Source organism: Geodermatophilus sp. SYSU D00696 (assembly GCF_054050235.1).
The window spans coordinates 1-20,388 of record NZ_JBJGYY010000049.1; the positions used below are offsets into that span (position 1 = coordinate 1).

The following is a 20,388-nucleotide window of genomic DNA, read 5'->3' on the forward strand; positions in this document are numbered from 1 at the left end:
GCCCGTCCCCTCGAGGGGACGGGCGCCGTTCTGCTTCCTAGAGCTTGACCGGGTAGACGGTCTCGGGGACGTCGACGACGATCCGGTCCTCGACGAAGATCCCGTGCCACACCATGAAGACCAGCACCGACCACAGCTGACGGGCGATCCGCTTGCTCGGCACCTCCTCGGTGCGCAGCCGGTCGAGCAGGCCGAGGACGACGTCGCGGTCGAGCCACTGCTGCGTCTGGCTCGAGACCACGACGTCGCGGGCCCACTCGTGCAGCGGGCCGGCGAGGAACTCCGCGGTCGGGACGGGGAAGCCGAGCTTGCGCCGGTTCATGATCCGCGGCGGGACGATCTGCCGCATCGCCTGGCGCAGCGCGTACTTGGTGGCGTCCCCGCGGCGCGGCACCCGCTGCTCGACCGGCAGGGAGCTCGCGATCGCGAACACCTCGGGGTCGAGGAAGGGCACCCGCAGCTCCAGCGAGTTGGCCATGGTCATCTTGTCGGCCTTGACCAGGATGTCGCCGCGCAGCCAGGTGAACAGGTCGACGTACTGCATCGCCGTCACGTCGTCGTAGCCGGCCTCGCGGGTGCGCCGGTACAGGTCCTCGGTGACCGCGACGTGCGACAGGTCGGGGTCGCGGCCGGGCAGCAGGGCGGCCAGCTCGTCGTCGCGCATGTTGCGGGCGTTGCCGTAGTACCGCTGCTCGAGCGGGGTCGACGCCCGGCGGAGCAGGTCCTGCCCGCGGACGCCCTCGGGCAGCAGATCGGCGATCCGGGCCATCGCCCGGCGGCCGGCCGCCGGCAGCCCCGACGCCCAGGCCAGGCTGATCGGCTCGCGGTAGATCGTGTAGCCGCCGAACAGCTCGTCGGCGCCCTCCCCGGAGAGCACCACCTTGACGTGCTTGCGGGCCTCGCGGGCCACGAAGTACAGCGGCACGAGCGCGGGGTCGGCGACCGGGTCGTCGAGGTACCAGACCACCTCGGGGATGGCCGCGGCGAACTCCTCGGCGGTGACCTCCACCGGCACGTGCTCGACGCCGAGGATCGACGCGGACTCCGCGGCGATCTCGATCTCCGACTGCGCCTGCCGGCGGAAGCCGACGGTGAAGGTCATCAGGTCGGGGTTGTAGCGGTGCGCCAGCGCTGCGATCGCGGTCGAGTCGATGCCGCTGGACAGGAACGACCCGACGGTGACGTCGGCGCGCATGTGCTTGGCCACCGACTCGTCGAGCACGGCGGCGATGCGGTCGTAGAGCTCCTGCTCCCGGCCGGCGGGCACCGGCTGCGGCTTCCAGGCCGGGTGGAAGTAGCGGCTGGTGGACAGCTCGCCGTCGACGACGGTGAAGCTGGTGCCGCTCTCGATCCGCCGGATGCCGCGGTGCAGGGTCGCGGGCTCGGGCACGTACTGCAGGGTCAGGTAGTGCTGCAGCGACGCCGGGTCGACGCCGCCCGCGGCCGCACTGCCGCCCAGCAGCTGCAGCAGCGCCTTCTTCTCCGAGCTGAAGACCAGGCCGCCGTCGGCGAGGCGAGCGGTGAACAGCGGCTTGATGCCGAACGGGTCGCGGGCGCCGAAAGCGGTGCGGGTGTGGGTGTCCCAGATGACGAAGGAGAACATCCCGCGCAGCCGCCGGACGACGTCCTGGCCCCACAGGTGGTAGCCCGCCACGATCGTCTCGGTGTCGCCGTGCGTGGCCAGCGGGGCGCCGGCCGCCTGCAGTTCCTCGCGGAGCTCGACGTAGTTGTAGATCTCGCCGTTGAACAGGATCCGGTAGCGGTCACCGGCGTAGGGCAGCGGCTGCGGGCTGCCCTCGACGTCGATGATCGACAGCCGGTTGAAGCCCAGGACGACGTTCTCGTCGGACCACACGGCGGTGTCGTCGGGGCCGCGGTGGTGCAGGCAGTGCAGCGCCTCGCGGACGTCGTCGACGTGGGTCCCGGAGACCCGGGGGGCGTCGGTGGAGAGGTAGGCCAGCAGGCCGCACATGGGCGCAGGTCTCCCGGGAGATCGTGTCCGGCGGGTGCCGGGACGGGGTCAGAGGCGCTCGCCGGCGCGGGTCTTGCGGGTGGCGATGCGCTCGGCGACGAAGGACAGGATCGGGACGGTGCCGGCGACCAGCACCAGGACGGTGCCGCGGAGGGTCCACCGGGCGCGCAGTGCCAGGTCGCAGGCGGTCAGGAAGAAGATGGCATAGAGCCAGCCGTGGGCGGTGCCGATGACCGCGACCGGCCCGTCGAGGCCCGCGCGGTACTTGAGCGGGACCGCCACGAAGAACAGCACGGCGAGCAGCACGCCGACGATCCAGGCCATCACCCGGTACCGCGTCAGGGCGGCGGGGACGTCCTTGCCGACCCGGCGGGCCAGGGCCCGGGGGAGCCGGGGCGACGGCGCCGTGCGCTCAGCGGCCACCGGGACCCCGTTGACCCAGCGCGCGCTCGTTGAGCTCGGCCAGGTAGGCGTTGTAGGCGGCCAGCTCCGGGTCGCCGCTGGTGTCGATCCGCGGCCGCTGGTACAGGACGACGGCGCTGCCCGGCTCGTCCTCGTCGGGGTCGCGGCGCAGCTCCTCGCGCACCATGCGCACGTAGAACCACAGGCCCATGAAGCCGTACAGCGGCCACTGCAGCGCGTAGCTCCAGTTGACCGCGCCGCCGCCGTTCTCGGCCTTGCCCAGCTGCCAGAAGCCGAGGAAGAAGGTGGCCACGAACAGCGCGGCGACCAGCAGGTGCAGCAGCACCCACCTCGGGGTCAGCAGCCGCGTCCACACGCTCCCGACTCTAACCGCCCGGACGGGCCCTTCGGCGGCCCGACCGGGACCTGGACGGCCCGGCGGGAGTGGGTCTGGTCACCGCCGTCCCGGCCGCCCCGGGCGACCCGCCGGTCTCCGGTCTCCGGTCACCGGCCGTCTCGCGCGGTCGGCTAGTCTCGGCTCAGACTGACGTCAGGCGCGAAGGCCGTGGTGGGGCGCCCACCCGAGGCCGCGCCGGCAGAGCCGTCCGGCACGCGGGCGGAGGACGAGGAGGCAGCGGGCAGTGGCTCGACGCAGCAGGCTCGCGCGGGTCGCCGCGCTCGGTCTCCTGGGGGTGCTCACCCTCACCGGGTGCAGCCTCAACAACGAGTTCTGGCGGTTCGGTTTCCCCGAGGGCGTCACGGAGGAAGCCACCCAGATCCGCGAGCTGTGGACAGGGTCGGTGATCGCCGCGCTCATCGTCGGCTTCCTGGTGTGGGGGCTGATCATCTGGTCGGTGATCTTCCACCGGAAGCGGAGCGACGAGCTGCCGCGGCAGACGGCCTACAACCTGCCGCTGGAGATCGTGTACTCGATCGTCCCGTTCGTCATCATCGCGGTCCTGTTCTTCTTCACCGTCTCGGTGCAGAACGACGTCCAGGAGCGCAGCGACGACCCGGACACGACGATCGCCGTCAACGCCTTCAAGTGGAACTGGCAGTTCGTCTACCCCGAGACCACCGGTGACGACGGCGAGCCGGTGAACACCGTCGGCTCCACCGACGAGATCCCGATCCTGGTCATGCCGGTCGACCAGGACGTCCGCTTCGAGGTGGCCTCCGCCGACGTCATCCACTCGTTCTGGGTGCCGGAGTTCCTCTTCAAGCTCGATGTGATCCCGGGCAACGAGAACGGCCGCGACAACGTCTTCGAGGTGCGCGCCAACGAGGAGGGCTCCTACGTCGGCCGCTGCGCCGAGCTGTGCGGGACCTACCACGCCTACATGAACTTCGAGGTCCGCGTGGTCAGCGCCGAGGACTACGAGGCCTACCTGGCCGCCCGGGAGGACGGCCAGACCACCCGCGAGGCCCTGGAGAGCATCGGCCAGGACGGCGAGGCCACCACGACCCGCCCGTTCCGCGTGGGCGACGGGTACTACCAGCAGGCGGTCGACTGACGTGACCGGCGGCAACGACCACCGCACCGACGCTGCGCAGGGAGGACGACCGTGAAGGTCGAGGCGCTCATCTTCAACCTCATCGCGGTCTTCTGCATCGTCACGGCGGCCGTCTACGGCTTCTGGGCGCGCGAGCCGATCGGCACGACCGCTCTGATCCTGTCCGGCGGTCTCACCGGCCTGATCGGTGGCTTCTTCTGGTTCATCTCTCGGCGCATCGACGCCCGGCCCGAGGACCGGAAGGACGCCGACATCGCCGAGGGCGCCGGTGAGCTCGGCTTCTTCAGCCCGGCCAGCTACTGGCCCTTCGCCATCGCGTGCAGTGCCGCCGTCACGGGCCTGGCCATGGCGTTCTGGTACTACTGGCTGATGGCGATCGGCGTGGTCGCCCTGCTGATCACCATCGGCGGTCTGCTGTTCGAGTACTACGTGGGGCAGAACGCGCAGTCCAGCTGACGTCACGCCTCCCGAGGGCCCTCTCCCGCACCGCGGGGGAGGGCCCTCGTGCGTGTGCGGGAGGTCGTCCCGCGCTCCGCGGTGCCGGTCGCAGCGGCGCCGGCCTGCAGGGAACGCCTGTCGGCGCCACCGGACCGAGGCGGACGGCGCGGGTGCAGCCAGGTGGGCGAGCCCGGCTGCTCTGCCGGTGTTGTCCGGCCATGGCGGGTCCTGTAGCACCGGCAATGAGCGGAGAACGCCCGCAGAGGTGGGTGAGGCTGGCGACGGCCCGCGCTCACCTCCGTCTGCCGTGCTGAGCGACAGGCCCCCTCACGGAGAGGGTGAGATGCCGCTCGAGACTGACGACGCACGTAGCGTCGGTGACGTGAGCTACGACGTCCTGGCCGAGAGCGTGAGACTGCTCGAGGGCGCTCCGCGTCCCAGCGGCGCGCGTCTGAGCCGTCGCGTCCGGCACGTGCCCCTGGCTGTGGATCGAGACGGCGACGTCGCCGCCACGATGTTCCTGCGTCGAGGCGTCAGCGGCGTCCCGTTGCTCGACGCCCACACTCTGGAGCTGACCGAGGGCGGTTGGCGAGTGCTCGGGGGCGGAGGTGGGCCCGGGGAGGAGGCGGCGAAGGCCCGTCCGCGACTCGCTGACCTGGGAGGCGCGGCGGTGAACCACGGTCACGGTGGAACCGCGCGGACGACGAGCGATCGGCTCGGCTGGCGCACGGTCGGCTGGGTCTCGGGGGTGGAACTGCGCCTGGCTGAGGAGGTCTTCGTCCTGCGCGTCGACACCCGGCTCGTGCCGGTCGCCGGCCACGGCTGCGCGGTCGTCGTCTGGGCGCGGGAACCTCCCGGGATCGCGGCGCTGGACGCGTCGGGTGCAGTTCTCGGCTCGGTCCCCGTCCGCCGGGTCGCCTCGTGACGTGTCGGCCCTGGCGAGTAGCGCCGGCTACCGACGGTCGCAGATGACGTGGTCGGTCGGTCTCGCCCGCGGTCTCCGCGGCGTCCTGCGGAGTCGGGGGACGGGCCGGTCCCGGCCGGCCAGCACGTGCCCCGCTGGTGAAGCGGCGGCGCCCGGGGGAAAACACACACAGGGCCCCGGTGGAGTTCCACCGGGGCCCTGTGTGTGTTGGGGTCCTCGCTAGTCGCGCGGCTCCTGTGGCCGGCCACCCTCGGACGGACGACCACCCTCCGACGGACGACCGCCCTCGGACGGGCGGCCACCCTCGGTGGGACGGCCGCTGGTGGTCAGCTCGCGGTGTGGGTCGGCCGAGGCCAGGCCCCGCTCCTCGCCGCGCTGCTCGAGCTCGACCGCCGTGGGCTCCTCGATGGGGGAGAAGAACCCGCGGATCGCGCGGCGGGCGCCGCCGACCTGGTTCATCTTCTTCGGCACCGGGGCGCCGCCGTAGGCGAGCTGGCCGTGGCCGTGCTCGTCGACCGGGCCGAGCGGCTGGTGCACCTCGATGAACTCACCGTGCGGCAGCCGGCGGATGACACCGGTCTCGATGCCGTGCTCGAGCACCTCGCGGTCGTGCTGCTGGAGACCCAGGCAGATCCGGTAGGTGATCACGTAGGCGATCGGCGGCAGGATGATCAGGCCGATGCGGCCGATCCACGTCATCGCGTTGAGGCTGATGTCGAACTTGTCGGCGATGACGTCGTTGGCGCCCGAGAGCAGCAGCACCACGTAGAAGGCGATCGCCATCATGCCGAGCGAGGTCCGCACGGGGACGTCGCGCGGGCGCTGCAGCAGGTGGTGCGACGCGGTGTCGCCGGTCAGCTTCCGCTCGAGCACGGGGTAGGCCAGCAGGAGCGTGAAGATGATGCCGGGGAGCACCACCGTCGGCCAGAACAGCGCCGGGATGTTGTAGTTGCCCGGCAGGTAGATGTCCCACGCCGGGAACAGACGGGTCGACCCGTCGAGGAACATGACGTACCAGTCGGGCTGCGACGCGGCCGACACCTGCGCGGGGTTGTACGGGCCCCACAGCCACACCGGGTTGATCTGCACCAGGCCACCGAGCGCGGCGCAGACGCCGAAGACGACGAGCAGCAGCCCGGTGGCCTTCCCGGCGAAGGTCGGGAAGAGACGGTTGCCGACGACGTTGTGCTCCGTGCGGCCCGGGCCGGGGAACTGGGTGTGCTTCTGCTTGACCAGGATCAGCAGGTGCAGCGCGATCAGCGCCAGGATGATCGCCGGGATGAGGAGCACGTGGGCGATGTAGAGCCGCCCGACGATCAGGTCGCCGACGTAGTCACCGCCGAAGACCGCCCAGTGGGCCCAGGTGCCGATGACCGGGATCGACAGGATGATCGCCGACATGATCCGCAGGCCGGTGCCCGAGAGCAGGTCGTCGGGCATCGAGTAGCCGGCGAAGCCCTCGAAGATGCCGAGGATCAGCAGCGCGACACCGATGAGCCAGTTGGTCTCGCGCGGCCGGCGAAAGGCGCCGGTGAAGAAGATCCGCAGCATGTGGCAGACGATCGCCGCCATGAACAGCAGCGCGGCCCAGTGGTGGATCTGCCGCATGAGCAGGCCACCGCGGACGTCGAAGGAGATGTCGAGCGTCGAGGCGTAGGCGATCGACATCTCGACCCCGCGCAGCGGCGCGTACGAGCCGTCGTAGGTGACCTCGGTCATCGAGGCCTGGAAGAAGAACGTCAGGTACGTGCCGGTGAGCAGCAGGATGATGAACGAGTAGAGCGCGATCTCCCCGAGCAGGAACGACCAGTGGTCGGGGAAGACCTTGTTCAGCGTCCGGCGGAGCGGACCGGCCACGATGAGCCGGTCGTCGACCTCGAGAGCGGCCCGGCCCGCGAGCGTCTTGGGCGCTCCGGGGGCGGTGGCGGTGCGAGCCATCAGATGCGCTCCCGGTTCCAGTAAGTGGGACCCACGGCCTCAATGTAGTCGCTGCGCGCGACGAAGAAGCCCTCGTCGTCGACCGTGATCGGCAGCTGCGGCAGGGAGCGGGTGGCAGGCCCGAACACGGGCTTCGCGCCCTGCGTGACGTCGAACTGCGACTGGTGGCAGGGGCAGAGGATGCGGCTGGTCTCCTGCTCGTACAGCGACACCGGGCAGCCGGCGTGCGTGCAGATCTTGGAGTAGGCGACGTAGTCGCCGTAGCCGAAGTCCTCCTGCCCCGCGCGCGGCACCGCCTCCGCCTGCTGCGAGGGGCGCAGCCGGATGAGCATGGTGGCCGCGTCGGAGAGCCGGTTGCCGCCGGGGACGGCCGGGAACACGGTCTCCAGCGAGCCGGGCACCTGGTCGCCGGGGCGGATCGGGGTGCCGTCGTCGCGGACCAGCCGGACGCCCTCGGCCCACTCGGTGGTACCCAGCGGGTTGCCGCGGTTGGGGTTCTTGATCAGCCCGCCGAGCGGCGCCAGGAGCATCAGCCCCAGGCCGCCGCCCATGAACACCAGCGAGCGGGTGATCAGCTTGCGCCGCGCCAGGCCGGAGTTGTGCAGGCCGCCGACCAGCGTGGCCCCGGTGGTCACCCGGTCGAAGTGCGACCCGTCGTGCTTGTCCTGCACCGCGGTCTCGTGCGGCAGCAGCTTCTTCGTGTAGAGCACCAGGCCGACGCCGAAGAAGGTGAACGCCAGGCCCATCAGCAGGCCCAGCAGCGGGGTGTAGAGCGTGCTGAAGGTGGTGCCGCCCAGCTCCCACTGCCAGTCGGGCAGGAACCAGCCGGCGCCGGCGTAGACGACGCAGAAGCCGAAGGCGGACAGGCCGGCCAGAGCGAAGGTGAGCCCGACCTGGCGGACCGCGCGCTTCTCCACCGCCGAGCCGGGCGCGGGGCCGGGCTCGACGTGCAGGACCTCGACGCCGTCGTAGCGCGCCCCGAGCCGGTCGAGCTCCTCGCGGCGGAGCGCGGCGAGCTGCTCGGGGGTCCAGTCGTCGTCCGGGCCGCCGTGGAGCGGGCCGGGGGTGTCCGCGCCGCCGGTGCTACCGGGGCGGGTGTCGTGCGTGGTCACGCCTTGCTCCCCATCCAGAAGATCCCGAACAGCAGCACCGAGATGCCGACGACCCAGATGACGACGCCCTCGCTGACCGGCCCGATGCGGCCGATGCCGGCGCCGCCCGGATCGGGCATGTCGGTGATCGTCTGGATGTAGTTGATGATCGCGCGCTTGTCCTCGGAGGTGAGCTGGTTGTCCCCGAAGACCGGCATGTTCTCCGGGCCGGACAGCATCGCCGTGTAGATCTCGAGGTCGTTGGAGTCCTCGAGGCTGGGGGCGTACTTGCCCGAGGAGAGCGCGCCGCCCTCGCCGACGAAGTTGTGGCAGGACGCGCAGTTGAGCCGGAACAGCTCGCCGCCGGCGGCCAGGTCACCGTCGCGCAGGTCGCCGGAGGGCAGCGTGGGACCGCCGCCGTTGGCCTGGACGTAGGCCATGAGCTGGTCGATCTCCTCGTCGGAGAAGATCGCCGGCTTGTCGGGGGCCTGCGCGTCCTGGCGCACCAGCGGCATGCGGCCGGTGTGGACCTGGAAGTAGACGGCCGCCTCGCCGACGCCGATCAGCGACGGGCCGCGGTTGGGCACGCCCTCGAGGTTCTCGCCGTGGCAGCTGATGCAGCTGCGCTCGTACAGCTCGCGGCCGGCGGCCTCGGCGCTGGACTCGCTGCCCTCGGGCGCGGCGGAGGCGCCGGGGGCGAGGGTGGAGTACAGGGCGCCGGTGAGCACCAGGCCGGCCATCAGGGTGGCGACGTTGGCCAGCCGGCGCTTCTGCTTGGAGCGGCGGCGGGCGCGGGCCGCGGCGGCCGGGGTGCCCTCGGCCGGACGGCGCGACCAGCGGGACCGGCGCGCGCCCTCCCCGGGCTGGGTGTCGGACTGCGGGTTCGTGGTGGACACCGGTTCCCTAGCGGATCAGGTAGATCGTGGCGAAGAGCCCGACCCACACGACGTCGACGAAGTGCCAGTAGTAGGAGACCACGATGGCCGAGGTCGCCTGTGCCGGCGTGAACCGGCCCATGGTGGACCGGATGAGCACGTAGACGAACGCGACCAGGCCACCGATGACGTGCAGCGCGTGGAAGCCGGTCGTCAGGTAGAAGACCGAGCCGTAGGTCGAGCTCGAGATCGACGTCCCGTGCTCGGTCACCAGCACCCGGTACTCGTTGAACTGGGCCAGGACGAAGACCAGGCCCATGACGAAGGTGATCGTGAACCACCGGCGCAGGCCGTAGACGTTGCCGCTCTCCGCCGCGAAGACGCCGATCTGGCAGGTGACCGAGGAGGCCACCAGGATCAGCGTGAAGAACAGCGCGTACGGGAGGTTGAGCTCGGTCGGTTCCGGAGGCCAGCCCTCGGTCGCGCGGGCGCGCGCGGTGAAGTACATGGCGAACAGCCCGGCGAAGAACATCAGCTCGCTGGAGAGCCAGATGATCGTGCCGACGCTGACCATGTTCGGTCGGGTCAGGGAGTGCACCCGCGAGGTGTCGAAGGTGCTGCTCGCCACGGGGGCCGTTGTCACGACGCCCATCATGGCATCGCCCGGCGACACGCACCGACCGTGGGTGGCACGGCGTGCCTGCGCCGTGACCAGGCCGAGACCGTCCCCCGGACGGGCGTCGCGCCGCCCGGGTCGGCAGGGCCCGGGCACTAGGCTGACGGGCGTGATCGACGCGCCGGCCACCGTCCTCGTCTACAGCTCCCGGCCCGAGGTCCGCGAGGCCGTCCGGACCGCCGTCGGCCGGCGCCCGGCACCCGACGTCGGTCCGCTGACCTGGATCGAGTGCGCGACCGGCGAGGACGTCGTCGCCACCGTCGACGGCGGCGGCGTGGACCTCGTCCTGCTCGACGGGGAGGCGCAGCCGACCGGCGGGCTGTCGCTGTCGCGGCAGCTGGTCGTCGAGGTCGCCGACCGCCCGGCGATCTGCGTCCTCATCGCCCGCCAGCCCGACCGCTGGCTGGCCCACTGGTCCCAGGCCGACGCCACGCTGGCCCTGCCGGTCGACCCGCTCACCGCCCCGCAGGTCGTCGCCGGGCTGCTGCGCGAGCACGCCGCCCGCGGACCGCAGCGCCGTCCCGCCCGCCGGTGACCGTGCGCCCCGCCGCCGGACCCACGTGGCCCGGCCTGCTGACGCGCCTGCTCGCCGGCACCGACCTCACCGCCGACGACACGGCGTGGGCGATGCGCGAGGTCATGAGCGGCGAGGCGACGCCCGCGCAGATCGCCGGGTTCGCGGTGGCGCTCCGGGCCAAGGGCGAGGCGCCGGCCGAGGTGGCAGGGCTGGCCACGACCATGCTCGAACGGGCCACGCCGGTCGACCTGCCGCTGGCGACCGTCGACGTCGTGGGCACCGGCGGCGACGGCGCGCACACCGTCAACATCTCCACGATGGCCGCCGTCGTCACCGCGGCCGCCGGGGTGCCGGTGGCCAAGCACGGCAACCGGGCCGCCTCGTCGTCGTCGGGTGCCGCCGACGTGCTCGAGGCGCTGGGCGTGGTCATCGACCTGCCCGCCGAGGCGGTGGCCCGCTGCGTGCGGGAGGCGGGCATCGGCTTCTTCTTCGCGCCGGTCTTCCACCCCGGCTACCGGCACACCGCGGCGCCGCGGCGCGAGATGGGCATCGGCACGGTGTTCAACTTCCTCGGCCCGCTGACCAACCCCGCCCGGCCGGTGGCCGCGGCGATCGGCTGCGCCGACGTCCGGATGGCGCCGGTGCTGGCCGCGGTGGTGGCCGGCCGCGGCGGCCGGGCGCTGGTCTTCCGCGGCGACGACGGCCTCGACGAGCTGACCACCGCGACGACGTCGCGGGTGTGGGTGGCGCGCGACGGCGCGGTGACCGCCGGTGCGGTCGACCCGGCCGAGCTGGGCATCGCCCCCGCCGGTCCCGACGCGCTGCGCGGCGGGGACCCGGGACACAACGCCGAGGTCTTCCGGCGGGTGCTCGGCGGTGAGACGGGCGCGGTGCGCGACGCCGTCCTGCTCAACGCCGCCGCGGCACTCGCCGCCTTCGACGAGCGCGGCGGCGAGCTGACCGCCGCGCTCGCGGCCGGGGCGGAGCGGGCCGCGGCCGCCGTCGACGACGGCCGCGCCGCCGCGCTGCTCGAGCGCTGGATCGCGGTCAGCCGCGAGGCTGCGGGGGGCTGAGCTCCCGTCGCGAGGTGCTGGAACGGCCGCCCTCCAGGGGCCCGCGCCGAGCGGAGCGAGGCGTGGGGAGGAGGGTGGTCCTTCCTCAGGCGCCGCCCTCGAGGCCCACGGAGAACGCCGCCTCCAGGTCGTGCCGCGAGTAGGCGCGGAACGCGATGTGGGTCTCGGTCTCGAGGACCCCCGGCACCTTGTTGATGCGCCCGGCGATGACCTCGGCGACCTGGTCGAACTCGCGGACCCGCACGATCGCGATGAGGTCGACCTCCCCGGCGGTCGAGTACACCTCGCTGACGCCGTCGAGGTCGGCGATCGCGGCCGCGACCTCGGGGATCGCGTCGGTGGCGGCGTCGACCATCACGATGGCGGTGATCACGCCGGGGATGCTAGTTGAAGGACCCTCCTGCCCCCCGCGCCTCGCTCCGCTCGGCGCGGGTCCCTGCGGGAGGGCGTTCCAGCACGTCACCGGCTCGTGGCGGGCCCTGCAGCGGGGCCGTTCCGGCACGTCACCCCGGGCCGCCGGTGGCCGACGCGACTGCGACGACGCGCTCGGGGCGGGCCCGGGTGCCCAGCTGGCGGCCGTCGGCGAACGGGTCGCGCAGCGCCCGGCCGGCCTCCACCCGTGCGAGGAAGCCGCTGAAGCCCCCGGTGCCCGGCGCCGCGCAGGCCAGGGTGCCGTCGACCTCGACCAGCCGGGTGCCCGGCTTCTCCATCCAGCGCAGCACCAGTTCCGTCTCGTCGACCGAGGCCGCGAGTTCACCATCGGCGCCCGGCACCGTCTCCGCGGTGGCCCGCAGGCCGGCCAGCGCGTCGCGCACCGAGGTCCCGCGCGGGGCGCAGCCGGCCGACACCAGCCGGCCGCGGCGCACCACCGTCAGGTGCCAGCCGCCGGCGCCGTCGGGCCGGGCGAGCACGAACTCCGCGACGGCGGCCAGTGTCTCCAGCCGTTGGCGCCGGCGGACGGCGCGCACCAGGACCGCGATCCGGTCGCGCAGCACGGCGGCGTCCTCGTAGCGCTCCTCGGCGGCGAGCCGGTCGACGCGGTCGAGCAGCGGCTCCACCAGGGCGCGCGGGTCACCGGCCACCGCGCCGCGCAGCACGTCGGCGACGAGCGCGTACTCCTCGATCGACTGGGCGCCGGTGCACGGGGCGCCGCAGCGGCCCATCCCGGACAGCGCGCAGGCCGTGGTGTGCACCCGGGGGGAGAGGCGGGCGGTGCACTGCCGCAGCGGCAGCGACTCGTGGATGGCCGCCATCGCCATGTCCGCGGCCCGGCGGTCGGCGAAGGGCCCGAGGAAGACGCCGGCCCCGGGGCGCACCCGCCGGACCGCCGACAGCCGCGGGAAGGGCTCCTCGGTCAGCCGCAACCACAGCGCCCGCTCGGGGAAGCGCGAGCGCCGGTTGTAGCGCGGCTTGTGCTCGGCGATCAGCCGCAGTTCGCGGACGGCGGCCTCGAGGTCGTGCGCGCACGGCACGGCGTCGACCCGCTGGGCCAGCGCGACCATCTCGGTCATCCGGCTGCGCTGCTCGCCGGAGGTGAAGTAGCTGCGCACCCGGGTGCGCAGGTCGTTGCTGGTGCCGACGTAGAGCGGCTCGTCGCGCGGGCCGCGGAAGACGTAGACGCCGGGGCCGGGGGGGACCGAGTCGGCGAGGTGGCGCTTGCGACGCCGTTCCGGGTCGACCTGGCGGGTCAGGCCGGTGAGCTCCTCCAGCGACGTGACGCCGAGCGGGCCGAGCCGCTCGAACAGGCCGTGCAGCACGTCGACGGTGGCGCGGGCGTCGTCGAGCGCGCGGTGGCACGGGGTGGTCGCGGCGGAGAAGTACGGCGCGAGCGTGGCCAGCTTGCAGTTGGGCACCTCGTCGCGGGAGAGCAGCCGGCGGGCGAGGACGGCGGTGTCGACCGAGACGGCCGCGGGCCACGCCGTGCCGGTCTGCTGGCAGGCCGCCTTGAGGAAGCCCAGGTCGAAGGGGGCGTTGTGCGCGACCAGCACGGCGCCGCGGGCGAACTCGAGGAAGGCCGGCAGCACCGCCTCGATGCGCGGGGCGGTGGCCACCATCGCCGTCGTGATGCCGGTGAGGACGCTGATGTAGGGCGGCACCTCGCAGCCGGGGTCGACCAGCGTCTGGAACTCCCCGAGCACCTCGCCGCCGCGCACCTTGACCGCGCCGATCTCGGTGATCGCGCTGTCCTTCGGCGACCCGCCGGTGGTCTCCAGGTCGACGACGACGAACGTGACGCCGGCCAGCGGGGTCCCGAGCTCGTCGATGGTCGTCTGGACGGCGGGGACCGGCTCGTGGGGGGCCGGCCGCACGAGGGGGAGCGGGCGGTCGCCGTGGGCGGGTGCGTGTGCGTGTCGCGGCGACCGGGACCCGGCGCCGTCGGCGGGGAAGAGCACGGCGGGACGGTAGGCCGGGGGTCGGACAGTCCCGGGGAGGCGGGTCCGCCGGCGCCCGTCGTCGACGACGCGCCGCGCGACGCGCCGGGCGCGGGGACCCGGACGGAGGAGGGGCGCGCGGAGCGCTTGCGGGACGACGGCGGCGCGGACGACGATCCCCCGGCGGACCGCACGGTCCGGTGGACACGGGGGGTGGTCCGGTGCGCCTGGACCCCGCGTCGCGCCCGCGGCGTCGCGCGGCGTTCCTGGTCACGGCCGCGGCGGTGCTGGTGGCGCTGGTGCCGGCCGGACCCGCCGCCGCCGCGCCCAGCGACCAGCCCGGGGGCACCAGCGGGGTCCTCGACAGCGAGGCCCTCGACCGGCTGCAGGAGCGGGCCGCCGAGGTCCAGGCCGACCTGCAGCAGCGCCAGGCCGAGGTCGCGGCCGCGCAGCAGGCGCTGGCCGCCGCGCAGGCCGACGTCGACGCCGCCTCCGCCGGGGTGGCCGAGGCGGAGGCGGAGCTCGCGCGCCTGCAGGACGTCGTCGCGCGCTACGCCTCGGCGGCCTACCGGGACGGCGGCACGCTGTCCCCGCTGAGCGTCCTGCTCTCCGGCGGGGACCCGGGGGACGCCGCTGCCGCGATCGGCTACCTGGACGCCGTCGACGACCACACCGGCGCGGTCGTGACCGCCGCCGAGGAGCAGCGCCGGGCGGCGCTGGCCGAGCAGGCCGCCGCGGACGCGGCGCTGGCCGAGGCGCAGCAGCGGGCCGACCTGCTGGCGGCCCAGGTCGCCGACCTGGAGGCCGCCGCGGCGGCGGTCACCGACGAGCTCGACGCCGCGCTGAGCGACGTCGACCGGCAGCTGGCCGACCTCCAGCAGGAGCAGCTCGACGTCAACCGGCAGACGGCGGCCAACTGGCGCGCCCACCTCGACCAGCTCGCGGCGGCCGGTGTCGCGTCCCCGCCGGCCTCGGCCCTGGCCGCCCCCGCGGCCGGCCTGCCGGCCGGGCTGGTCCCGGTCGGGGACGCCGCGGGGGGCGCCCAGCGGGGCGCCGCCCAGTTCCCGCGCGAGCCGACGTCGCTGCTGGTGCTGCCCGCCGAGACGGTGGCCGCCGTCAGCGCGGCGATGGACACGCTGGGGCAGCCCTACGCGCCGGGGACGGCCGGCCCGGACTCCTGGGACTGCGGTTCGCTGGTCTCCACGGTCTACGGCGCCGCGGGCGTCGACCTGCCCGCCGACCAGGCCGGGCTGTACGCCGTCACGGTGCCGGTCGACCCGGCCGACGTGCTGCCCGGCGACCTGGTGTTCCTCGGGACGCCCGAGTCGGGGCTCGGCCACGTCGGCATCGCGCTGGACCGGGAGACGATGCTGGCCGCCGACGGGCGGGCCGGCGCGGTCGTCGTCCGCCGGCTGCCCGCCGACCAGGTGCTGCACGTGGGCCGGCCGGCCCTCGGCACTCGCCCCGAGGTGGCCGCGCCGGGGCCCTCGGGCGGTGCGCTGCGGGTGGAGTGCGGCAACACCGTGTACCCGCCCAGCTTCGACGGGACCCGCGCCTGGGGCGGGTACCCCAACGGCCTCGTCCCGCCCAGCGCGCTGTGCCCCCTCGGCGTGGGCGGGCACGCGCTGCGCTGCGACGCCGCCGCGGCCTACCGGGCGATGAGCGCGGCGTTCGAGGCGGAGTTCGGCCGGCCGGTCTGCATCACCGACTCCTACCGCACCTACGCCGGCCAGGTCCGGCTCTACGGCGAGAAACCGGCCCTGGCCGCGGTCCCGGGGACGAGCAACCACGGCTGGGGGCTGGCGGTCGACCTGTGCGGCGGCATCGAGACCTTCGGCACCCCGCAGTACGCCTGGATGGTGGCCAACGCCGGCCGCTTCGGCTGGCTGCACCCCACCTGGGCGGACCCGGGCAACGGCCGCGAGGAGCCCTGGCACTGGGAGTTCGCGGGCAGCTGAGCCGGGACTGTCGGTGGCCGTCCCTAGCGTGCGGAGCAACCGACAGGGAGACCCGTCCCGACCGCGGCCCGGCACCCGGGGCGGCCCGGGGCACCGGAGGGGGGACACGGCCATGCTCATCGACTGCGACACCTGCACCGTGCGCGGCACCGGCTGCGCCGACTGCGTCGTCACCGTCCTGCTGGGTGCGCCGCCGGCGGAGAGGGGCACCGGGCCCGTGCTGCTGCCGGTGCCGCCGGTCCCGGCCGCGCGGGCGACCGGGCCGGCCGCCGGGGACGCGGTGCCCCCGCCGTCGGGCGTGGTCGTGGAGTTCGACGACGTCGAGCGGCGCGCCGTGCGGGCGCTGGCGGAGGTCGGCCTGGTGCCTCCGTTGCGTCACCGCCCGGCGCGCGGGGAGCGTCCCGGCGGACGGCGCCGCACCGGCTGAGGCGCAGGTCGACGCCCGAACGGGTACACACCGGAGTGGGCGCTACTGCTCACTGTGCGTGTTCTCACAGTCAGCAGGGGTCCCGTTTGTCACAAACTCATCACGTCCGTACTGTGACCGCGTCCGGCCGGGTGGTCGTCACCTGACGCGAGGTGACCTCGGCCGGTCACCGCCGAGTCACCGGACGCCGCCTGCGGGTGCGCGCGAGGTGAGCCGGGGACCCACCGCAGCACTGGGGTGAGTTCTCGCGTGCACCGGCCCGCCGGCGCACGCCTGATAGGGCACGTCTTCCCAGCCCGAACCCGTCAGCTAACTCGGTAGGCGGTTGCTGAGGAAGAACGGAGAGCCGCCGCCCGTGGCGACCCCCCGCCCCTGCCCGGGGCATGCCTGCGCACAGTCCACCTCCTCCGCACCCGCGACCGCCCGCGTCGCCGGCCCGCACCGCCGCTCACCGCGCCGGCTCCTCGGCCGGGTCGCGCTGGTCGGCACCGCCGCCGCCCTGACCGTGGCCCTCGTGCCCGGCACCGCGGTCGCCGACCCCGAGCGGGCCGCCACCCCCGAGCAGGCCGCCGAGCTCGCCGCCGACGCCGGCCGCCGGCTCGAGGCGGTCAGCGAGCAGGTCAACGAGGCCCGCGAGGTCCTCTCCCGCCAGCAGGCCGCCGCCGAGGCCGCCGAGCGGGCCCTCGGCGACGCCCGCTCCCGGCTGCAGGACCTCGACGGGCAGATCCGCCAGGTCGCCCGCAGTGCCTGGACCAGCAGCAACGACACCTTCGCCCAGCTGGACCTGCTGATGACCAGCGACTCGGCCGACGAGTTCGTCAGCTCGCTGGCCACCCTCGACCACATCTCCGGCCACACCACCGACGTGCTCGCGCAGGTCGGCGAGGCCGCCACCGCGGCGGAGGAGGCGCAGCGCGAGGCCGACGCCGCCCGGGCCGATGCGGAGGCCACGCTCGAGGAGCTCGACGCCCAGGAGGAGCGGCTCGAGGCCGACATCGCCGACTACGAGGCCCAGTTCGAGGCGCTGACCGAGGCCGCGCGGCAGCAGGCGCTCGCCGCCGAGGCCGAGGCCGCCGCCGACGCCGCGGCCGAGGCGGCGGCCGCAGCGGCTGCTCCCGCGGCGGCCGCCCCGGCGGCTGCGGCTCCCGCGGCTCCCGCGGCGGCGGCTCCGGCCGCGGCGGCTCCGGCGGCGGCGGCTCCGGCGGCGGCCGCCCCGGCTCCGGCGGCCCCCGCGGGTGGGTATAGCGGCGCCGCGCAGGTGGCGGTGCAGACGGCGCTGGCGCAGGTGGGCGACCCCTACGTGTGGGGCGCCGGCGGGCCGAACGCCTTCGACTGCTCGGGCCTGACCCAGTACGCCTACGCGGCGGCCGGGATCAGCCTGCCGCACTCCAGCCGGATGCAGTCGCAGATGGGCACCGCCGTCTCGCGGTCGGAGCTGCAGCCGGGCGACCTGATCTTCTACTACAGCCCGGTCAGCCACGTCTCCATGTACATCGGCGGCGGCCAGATGGTGCACGCCTCGACCTCCGGCGTGCCGGTCAAGGTGGTGTCCGTCGACTCGATGAGCGGCATCACCGCCATGCGCCGCATCGCCTGACGGAAGGACCCCTCCCCCCGCCGTTCGGACGCTCGCGGCGGGCCCCTGGGGGATGGCCAACCCAGCACGTCGCCAGGGCCGGTGACCCTCACGGGTCACCGGCCCTCGTCGTGGCCGGTGCCGGGTCCGGGGACCGGGGCGGCCGGGCGGGCCGGTCCGCCTAGGATCGGCCGCGTGAGCTGGGCGGGCGGGTGAACCGGACCGCCTCCCGCGCCGCCCTGCTGGTCGCGCTCGTTCTCGGTGCGGCGTTCGTGGTCGTCGTCGCCGTCCGGACGCCCTGGACGGTGCTGCCCACCCCGCCCGGTGGCGCGACGCCGCTCAGCGCCGACGCCGGGCTGCCCGCCGAGGTGGTGCGCCGGGCCGAGGCCTTCGCCGCCGCGGTCCGCCCCGCCTCGCTGGTGGGCCTGCTGCTCGGCCTCACCGTCTCGGCGCTGCTCGGCCTCACGCGCCTGGGCAGCCGGCTGGTCACCGCGGTCGGCCGTCCCGTGGGTGGGCGCTGGCCGCTCACGCTGCTCCTCGGCACGGTCGCGCTGGTGGTCGCCGGCCGGCTGGTCACGCTGCCGCTGTCGGCTTACGGCGAGGTCGTGCGGCACCGCTACGGCCTGTCGACCCGGTCCTGGGGGCTGTGGCTGCGCGACGTCGCGGTCTCCACCGCCATCGACGCCGGCCTGACCGCGCTCACCCTGCTCGCCCTGGTGTGGCTGGCCCGCCGGGCGCCGCGCACCTGGTGGGCGTGGGCGGCAGCCGGCGCGGCGGGGCTCGTGGTGGCCGGCTCGTTCCTCTACCCGGTGGTCATCGAGCCGGCGTTCAACCGCTTCGAGCCGCTGCCGGCCGGACAGCTGCGCACCGACCTGCTCCAGCTCGCCGAGGAGAGCGGCAACCCGGTCGAGGACGTCCTGGTCGCCGACGCCTCGCGCCGGACGACGCGGCTGAACGCCTACGTGTCCGGGTTCGGGTCCACCCGCCGCGTCGTCGTCTACGACACCCTGCTCGCCGACGTCCCCGACGACGAGATCGAGTCGATCGTCGCCCACGAGCTCGGGCACGTCGCCGCCGACGACGTCCTGACCGGCACGCTGCTGGGCGCCCTCGGCGCGGCCGCGGCGGTGGCACTGCTGGGGTGGCTGCTGTCCCGGCCGGCGCTGCTGCGCCGCGCGGGCGCGGACTCCGCGGGTGACCCGCGCGTGGTCCCGCTGGTGCTGCTGCTGACCGCCGTGGGCTCGCTGGTCGCCACGCCGGTGCAGAACCTGGTGTCGCGCCAGGTGGAGGCGCGCGCGGACCTGTACGCCCTCGACCTGACCGGCGACGCGCAGGCGTTCACCGCGGTGCAGCGGCGGCTGTCGGAGAACAACGTCTCCGACCCGAGCCCGCCGGTGCCGTGGCAGTGGTTCTTCGGCTCGCACCCGACCCCGGCAGAGCGGGTGGCGATGGCCCAGGACTGGCTGCGGCTGGGCGACCGGTGAGCCGCACGCTCGTCGTCACCAACGACTTCCCGCCGCGGCAGGGCGGCATCCAGACCTTCGTGGCCGCCCTGCTCGAGCGCCGCCCGCCCGACTCGCTGGTCGTGCTGGCGTCCCGGTCCCCGGGCTGGGAGGCATACGACGCGCAGCTGCCCTACCGCGTGGTCCGCCGCCCGACCGCGATGCTGCTCCCTACCCCCGCCACCGCGCGCGCCGCGGCCGGCCTGGCCGCCGAGCACGGCTGCGACACCGCCTTCTTCGGCGCGGCGGCACCGCTGGGCCTGCTCGCGCCCGGTCTGCGGGCGGCCGGCGTGCGGCACCTGGTGGGCGCCACACACGGGCACGAGACGGGTTGGGTGGCGCTGCCCGGCGCCCGGCAGGTGATGCAGCGGATCGCCGCCGGGCTGGACGTGCTGACCTGCATCAGCGGCTACACCCGCAGCCGCCTCGAGCCGGCGCTGGGCGGGCGCACGCGGCTCGCGCAGCTCTCGCCCGGCGTCGACGTCGACCGGTTCACCCCGGCCGCCGACGGGACGGCGGTGCGCCGCCGGCACGGGCTGGGGGAGTCCCCGGTGGTCGTGTGCGTGTCCCGGCTGGTCCGCCGCAAGGGACAGGACGTGCTGGTGGCGGCGTGGCCGCGGGTGCTGGAGCGCCATCCCGGCGCCCGGCTGCTGCTGGTCGGCGGGGGACCCGACGAGGCCCGGCTGCGGCGGGCGGTGACCGCACGCGGGCTGGGGACGTCGGTGGTGTTCACCGGCCCGGTGCCGCCCGCGCAGCTGCCGGAGCACTACGCCGCCGGCGACGTGTTCGCCATGCCCTGCCGCACCCGCCGCGGCGGCCTCGACGTCGAGGGGCTGGGCATGGTCTACCTGGAGGCCGCCGCGTGCGGGCTGCCGGTGGTCGCGGGCACCTCCGGCGGGGCACCCGAGACGGTGCGCGAGGGCGAGACCGGCACCGTCGTCGGGGACCCGCGCTCGCCGGAGGCGGTGGCCGCCGCCGTCACCCGCCTGCTCGACGACCCCGTCCGGGCCCGGGCGATGGGCGCGGCGGGGCGGGCGTGGGTGGAGCAGCGCTGGTCCTGGGCGACGATCGCCGCCGACTTCACTCGCCTGCTGGAACCCTGAGGCCCGCGGCGGCCCCCGTGCAGGGGCCC

The 20,388-nt window shown here is 74.6% G+C and carries 19 protein-coding genes and 1 riboswitch; of the genes, 10 read left to right on the top strand and 9 right to left on the bottom strand.

Annotation, left to right across the window (positions count from 1 at the left end; translation table 11 throughout):
- Positions 1-37: 37 nt before the first annotated feature.
- Genes asnB through ACI79O_RS21730 form a run of 3 tightly spaced genes read right to left on the bottom strand, consistent with a single transcriptional unit; the run spans position 38 to position 2,750 of the window.
- Positions 38-1,972 (bottom strand): asparagine synthase (glutamine-hydrolyzing), encoded by a 1,935-nt coding sequence (gene asnB / locus ACI79O_RS21720; protein ID WP_456892389.1) that lies wholly within the window; start codon positions 1,970-1,972, stop codon positions 38-40.
- Positions 1,973-2,020: 48 nt separating this feature from the next.
- On the bottom strand, positions 2,021-2,395 hold the full coding sequence (locus ACI79O_RS21725; protein ID WP_456892391.1) for a DUF3817 domain-containing protein: 375 nt from the start codon (positions 2,393-2,395) through the stop codon (positions 2,021-2,023).
- Entirely contained in the window at positions 2,385-2,750 is a 366-nt protein-coding gene (locus tag ACI79O_RS21730; protein WP_456877226.1) for a metalloprotease, read from the bottom strand. The genes ACI79O_RS21725 and ACI79O_RS21730 overlap by 11 nt, the downstream gene beginning before the upstream one ends.
- 265 nt (positions 2,751-3,015) lie before the next feature.
- On the opposite strand from ACI79O_RS21730, the gene ctaC reads away from it, so the two are divergent.
- The 3 genes from ctaC (at position 3,016) to ACI79O_RS21745 (ending at position 5,251) form a co-directional block, all read left to right on the top strand.
- On the top strand, positions 3,016-3,888 hold the full coding sequence (ctaC, locus tag ACI79O_RS21735; protein ID WP_456877227.1) for an aa3-type cytochrome oxidase subunit II: 873 nt from the start codon (positions 3,016-3,018) through the stop codon (positions 3,886-3,888).
- Positions 3,889-3,939: 51 nt separating this feature from the next.
- Positions 3,940-4,344 (top strand): cytochrome c oxidase subunit 4, encoded by a 405-nt coding sequence (locus ACI79O_RS21740; RefSeq protein ID WP_456877228.1) that lies wholly within the window; start codon positions 3,940-3,942, stop codon positions 4,342-4,344.
- A 730-nt stretch (positions 4,345-5,074) separates the two neighbouring features.
- Entirely contained in the window at positions 5,075-5,251 is a 177-nt protein-coding gene (locus tag ACI79O_RS21745; protein ID WP_456915182.1) for a hypothetical protein, read from the top strand.
- Positions 5,252-5,470: 219 nt separating this feature from the next.
- Here ACI79O_RS21745 and qcrB read toward each other — a convergent pair whose 3' ends face one another.
- The 4 genes from qcrB to ctaE are packed head-to-tail and all read right to left on the bottom strand — an operon-like array spanning position 5,471 to position 9,798.
- Positions 5,471-7,189, bottom strand: coding sequence for a cytochrome bc1 complex cytochrome b subunit (gene qcrB / locus ACI79O_RS21750; protein ID WP_456877229.1), 1,719 nt, complete (start codon positions 7,187-7,189; stop codon positions 5,471-5,473).
- Entirely contained in the window at positions 7,189-8,301 is a 1,113-nt protein-coding gene (gene qcrA / locus ACI79O_RS21755; RefSeq protein ID WP_456892395.1) for a cytochrome bc1 complex Rieske iron-sulfur subunit, read from the bottom strand. The genes qcrB and qcrA overlap by 1 nt, the downstream gene beginning before the upstream one ends.
- Complete coding sequence (qcrC, locus tag ACI79O_RS21760) at positions 8,298-9,176, bottom strand: cytochrome bc1 complex diheme cytochrome c subunit (protein ID WP_456892397.1); 879 nt, start codon at positions 9,174-9,176, stop codon at positions 8,298-8,300. The genes qcrA and qcrC overlap by 4 nt, the downstream gene beginning before the upstream one ends.
- 7 nt (positions 9,177-9,183) lie before the next feature.
- Entirely contained in the window at positions 9,184-9,798 is a 615-nt protein-coding gene (gene ctaE / locus ACI79O_RS21765; protein WP_281252194.1) for an aa3-type cytochrome oxidase subunit III, read from the bottom strand.
- 142 nt (positions 9,799-9,940) lie between these two features.
- Between ctaE and ACI79O_RS21770 the strand changes: the two genes are divergently transcribed.
- Complete coding sequence (locus tag ACI79O_RS21770; protein ID WP_456877232.1) at positions 9,941-10,366, top strand: hypothetical protein; 426 nt, start codon at positions 9,941-9,943, stop codon at positions 10,364-10,366.
- Positions 10,363-11,421, top strand: coding sequence for an anthranilate phosphoribosyltransferase (gene trpD / locus ACI79O_RS21775; protein WP_456915183.1), 1,059 nt, complete (start codon positions 10,363-10,365; stop codon positions 11,419-11,421). The genes ACI79O_RS21770 and trpD overlap by 4 nt, the downstream gene beginning before the upstream one ends.
- A gap of 85 nt (positions 11,422-11,506) precedes the next feature.
- Here trpD and ACI79O_RS21780 read toward each other — a convergent pair whose 3' ends face one another.
- Together ACI79O_RS21780 and ACI79O_RS21785 are read right to left on the bottom strand one after the other, a co-directional pair.
- On the bottom strand, positions 11,507-11,794 hold the full coding sequence (locus ACI79O_RS21780) for an Lrp/AsnC family transcriptional regulator (protein ID WP_456892401.1): 288 nt from the start codon (positions 11,792-11,794) through the stop codon (positions 11,507-11,509).
- 130 nt (positions 11,795-11,924) lie between these two features.
- Positions 11,925-13,730, bottom strand: coding sequence for a DEDD exonuclease domain-containing protein (locus ACI79O_RS21785; RefSeq protein ID WP_456915184.1), 1,806 nt, complete (start codon positions 13,728-13,730; stop codon positions 11,925-11,927).
- A 284-nt stretch (positions 13,731-14,014) separates the two neighbouring features.
- On the opposite strand from ACI79O_RS21785, the gene ACI79O_RS21790 reads away from it, so the two are divergent.
- The 5 genes from ACI79O_RS21790 to ACI79O_RS21810 all read left to right on the top strand — a co-directional run bounded on the left by ACI79O_RS21790 (position 14,015) and on the right by ACI79O_RS21810 (position 20,359).
- Positions 14,015-15,751: an NlpC/P60 family protein gene (locus ACI79O_RS21790; protein WP_456892405.1), complete on the top strand. Its 1,737-nt coding sequence runs from the start codon at positions 14,015-14,017 to the stop codon at positions 15,749-15,751.
- 112 nt (positions 15,752-15,863) lie between these two features.
- A complete protein-coding gene (locus ACI79O_RS21795) occupies positions 15,864-16,178 on the top strand; it encodes a hypothetical protein (RefSeq protein WP_456915185.1) in 315 nt (104 codons plus the stop codon).
- A 160-nt stretch (positions 16,179-16,338) separates the two neighbouring features.
- Positions 16,339-16,517: riboswitch (cyclic di-AMP (ydaO/yuaA leader) on the top strand.
- A 16-nt stretch (positions 16,518-16,533) separates the two neighbouring features.
- A complete protein-coding gene (locus ACI79O_RS21800) occupies positions 16,534-17,775 on the top strand; it encodes an NlpC/P60 family protein (RefSeq protein WP_456915186.1) in 1,242 nt (413 codons plus the stop codon).
- 191 nt (positions 17,776-17,966) lie between these two features.
- Positions 17,967-19,238: a M48 family metallopeptidase gene (locus tag ACI79O_RS21805; RefSeq protein WP_456892411.1), complete on the top strand. Its 1,272-nt coding sequence runs from the start codon at positions 17,967-17,969 to the stop codon at positions 19,236-19,238.
- Positions 19,235-20,359: a glycosyltransferase family 4 protein gene (locus ACI79O_RS21810; protein WP_456892413.1), complete on the top strand. Its 1,125-nt coding sequence runs from the start codon at positions 19,235-19,237 to the stop codon at positions 20,357-20,359. The genes ACI79O_RS21805 and ACI79O_RS21810 overlap by 4 nt, the downstream gene beginning before the upstream one ends.
- Positions 20,360-20,388 lie beyond the last annotated feature (29 nt).

Coding starts and splice junctions, on each gene's coding strand:
- asnB (WP_456892389.1), bottom strand. CDS start 1,972: ATGTGCGGCCTGCTGGCCTACCTCTCCACCGACGCCCCCCGGGTCTCC.
- qcrB (WP_456877229.1), bottom strand. CDS start 7,189: ATGGCTCGCACCGCCACCGCCCCCGGAGCGCCCAAGACGCTCGCGGGC.
- ACI79O_RS21795 (WP_456915185.1), top strand. CDS start 15,864: ATGCTCATCGACTGCGACACCTGCACCGTGCGCGGCACCGGCTGCGCC.